The organism is Kitasatospora sp. NPDC057512 (assembly GCF_042802135.1).
Classification (GTDB): domain Bacteria; phylum Actinomycetota; class Actinomycetes; order Streptomycetales; family Streptomycetaceae; genus Kitasatospora.
Genome location: NZ_JBHVET010000933.1, coordinates 1 through 2,751 on the forward strand (window position 1 = coordinate 1; position 2,751 = coordinate 2,751).

The window sequence follows — 2,751 nt, forward strand, 5'->3', positions numbered from 1 at the left end:
CCCGGAGGGCGGGCGGGGCGGCGTTGGGGTGCGTGCATCGCAAGGCGGAGGTGGGGGCACCTCCCGGCCGGAGGCTGGGGGCGGAGCCACTGCGGTGGGGGCACCTCCCGGCCGCCAGGCTGGGGGCCATTGGCGACCGACGACAACGCGGCGAGGCGCGTGCCCCGGCGTCGGCCCGCAGACGCGAGTTTGAAGACGGGCCCTAGGCCTGGCGGGTCGGCAGGACGACCAGGTGGCGCAGGTTGACGTGCCGGGGGCGGCTGACGGTGTACGCGATGAGGTCGGCGACGTCCTCGGCGCCGAGCGCCGGGATGGCGTCGAACATGCCGCCGAGCTGTTCGCGCAGCACCGGGTTGTCGATGTGCCCGCCGAGCTCGGTGTCGGTCAGTCCGGGCTCGATCGCGCTGACCCGGACGTCGCGCGGGCCGAACTCGCTGCGCAGGGCGGCGGACAGTTGGGTGAGCGCGGCCTTGGTGGCCCCGTACACCGCGTAGTCGGGGAAGACCACGTGCGAGGCGATCGAGGAGACGTTGACCAGGTCGGCGGTGCGGCCCTCGGCGGCGGCCGCGGTGAGGTCGGAGCCGAAGGCGCGGACGATCCGCAGCGCGCCGGTGAGGTTGGTGTCCACCATGCGGGTCCACTCGTCGATCCGGCCGTCGGCGAGCGGGTTGGGCAGCATCACCCCGGCGTTGTTGACGACCAGGTCGACCGGGCCGTAGGCGTCGTGGACGGCCTTCGCGGCGGCGTCCACCGAGGCCTGGTCGGTGACGTCGGCGGTGACGGCGAGTGCCTGCCCGCCCGCGGCGGTGATCTCCTCGGCGAGGGAGTCGAGCCGCTCGGTGCGGCGGGCGAGCAGGGCGACCCGGGCGCCGGAGGCGGCGAGCAGCCGGGCGGTGGCGGCGCCCATGCCGCTGGCGGCTCCGGTGACGACGGCGGTGCGGGCGGCGAGGGACGGGTGGCTCATCGGAGGCTCCAGAGGGTTCGGCCGGGCTGACGCCGACCACTCTGCGCGGGCCGCGACCGGCTACCCAGGGGTGCGTTCCTCCTGGGCACCGCCCTCCTCGGACGGGAATTCCTCGGACGGGACTTCCTGGGACGGGGAAACCCTGGGACGGGCCTTCCTGGGAAAGCCGGTGCCACCCTCGGGACGCCCCTCCGGGGCTACCCTGCCCGGCATGGAGAACACCCTGGGGGACTTCCTCCGCTCGCGCCGGGCCCGGATCCTGCCGGAGGAGGTGGGCCTGCCCTCGCACGGCCGCCGCCGGGTGCGGGGCCTGCGCCGGGAGGAGGTGGCGCAGCTCGCCGGCGTCAGCGTCGACTACTACGTCCGGCTGGAGCAGGGCCGGGGCGGCAGCGCCTCGGACGCCGTGCTGGACGCGGTGGCCCGGGTGCTGCGGCTGGACGGGGTGGAGGCCGCGCACCTGCGCTCGCTGGTCCGTCCGCCCACGGCGCCGGCGGCCTCCGCCGCCCGGGTGCGGGGACGGCAGCCGGTCCGGCCGGGGACGCGGTTGCTGCTGGACCTGATGACAGGGGTGCCGGCCTTCGTGCTGGGCCGCCGGATGGACGTGCTGGCCTGGAACGCGCTGGGCGACGCGGTGAACGGTTTCTCCACGCGTTCCGACGCCGGCCCGGACGGCCTTCCCAACCAGGCCAGGCACGCCTTCCTCGACCCGTCCGCCCGGGAGTACTACGGGCAGTGGGACGCCGTCGCGGCCGAGACCGTCGCCTTTCTGCGCCGGGACGCCGGACTGCACCCGGAGGACCCGGAGCTGGCCGCCCTGGTGGGCGAACTGTCGCTGCGCAGCGCGGAGTTCGTCCGGCTCTGGGCGGACCACCTGGTGCGGGAGAAGACCCACGGGGTCAAGCAGGTGAACCACCCGCTGGTCGGCGGGCTCGACTTCGGCTACGAGACCCTGGGCGTCAACGGCTCGCCGGACCAACTGCTGGTCGCCTACACCGCCCCGGCGGGCTCGCCCACCGCCCAGAAGCTGGCCCTGCTGGCGAGTTGGACGGCTCCGGGGGCGGTGGCCGAGGGCGCGGCAGCGGACGGGGCGGCCGCCGAGGGGGCGGAAGCGCCCTGAGCGGGCGATCCGCGCCGGGGCGGCATAGCCTTTCAGTCATGAGCGCCTGCGAAGACCTCGCTCTGGCTCCTCAGGACATCGAGCCCCGGCCGCCCGCCGACGGTTGCGCCGACTGCCTGGCGCAGGGCCGCCGGGACTGGGTGCACCTGCGGATCTGCCTGGACTGCGGTCACATCGGCTGCTGCGACTTCTCGCCGCAGCGGCACGCGACCGCGCACTTCCACGACTCCTCCCACCCGGTGATCCGCTCGTACGAGCCGGGGGAGGACTGGCGCTGGTGCTTCGTCCACGAGGTCATGGGCTGAGGCGGTCGGCCGTGCGAGGCGCCCGCGTACGGTGTCCACGCCCGCCGCCGCGTACGGTGTCCACGCCCGACCCCGCGTACGGCGCCCACGCCCGGCCCCCGTAGCGGCAGGTCGGCTTTCTCCGCGGTGGCACGGGCCCGCAACGCGGATAAAATCCGGACATAACGCCCGTGCGGTCCCTCCGGTCGGCATCCGTCCGGCCCGGAGGCCGACGAAGGGAGGCCGACGATGACCAAGCGAACGCCCGGCAGCACCGCCAAGCTCCGCCAGGGCACCCAGGAGCTGCTGGAGCGCCGGGGCATGGCGAGCCCGCCCACCCGGCTCGCGCCGGAGCCGAGCGCCGGCCCGATGTCCTACGCCACCGC

Annotated in this window: 3 protein-coding genes; 2 read left to right on the forward strand and 1 reads right to left on the reverse strand. The window is 75.3% G+C overall.

Translation table 11 applies throughout. The features are described 5' to 3' along the window. Positions 1–202: 202 nt before the first annotated feature. Positions 203–964 carry an SDR family oxidoreductase gene (locus ACFU6K_RS35920; protein ID WP_380670364.1) on the reverse strand — a complete coding sequence of 254 codons (762 nt, stop codon included), beginning with the start codon at positions 962–964 and terminating at the stop codon, positions 203–205. A 211-nt stretch (positions 965–1,175) separates the two neighbouring features. Here ACFU6K_RS35920 and ACFU6K_RS35925 point away from each other — a divergent pair, with 211 nt between their 5' ends. Together ACFU6K_RS35925 and ACFU6K_RS35930 are read left to right on the forward strand one after the other, a co-directional pair. Continuing rightward, positions 1,176–2,081, forward strand: a complete 906-nt coding sequence (locus ACFU6K_RS35925) for a helix-turn-helix transcriptional regulator (RefSeq protein ID WP_380670366.1) — start codon at positions 1,176–1,178, stop codon at positions 2,079–2,081. Between the two features lie 38 nt (positions 2,082–2,119). Beyond that, positions 2,120–2,386, forward strand: a complete 267-nt coding sequence (locus ACFU6K_RS35930) for a UBP-type zinc finger domain-containing protein (protein ID WP_380670368.1) — start codon at positions 2,120–2,122, stop codon at positions 2,384–2,386. The last annotated feature ends 365 nt before the right edge of the window (positions 2,387–2,751 follow it).

What these genes read in the sequence shown, in the direction of transcription:
- ACFU6K_RS35920 (WP_380670364.1), bottom strand. Translation starts at nt 964, where the DNA reads ATGAGCCACCCGTCCCTCGCCGCCCGCACCGCCGTCGTCACCGGAGCC.
- ACFU6K_RS35925 (WP_380670366.1), top strand. Translation starts at nt 1,176, where the DNA reads ATGGAGAACACCCTGGGGGACTTCCTCCGCTCGCGCCGGGCCCGGATC.
- ACFU6K_RS35930 (WP_380670368.1), top strand. Translation starts at nt 2,120, where the DNA reads ATGAGCGCCTGCGAAGACCTCGCTCTGGCTCCTCAGGACATCGAGCCC.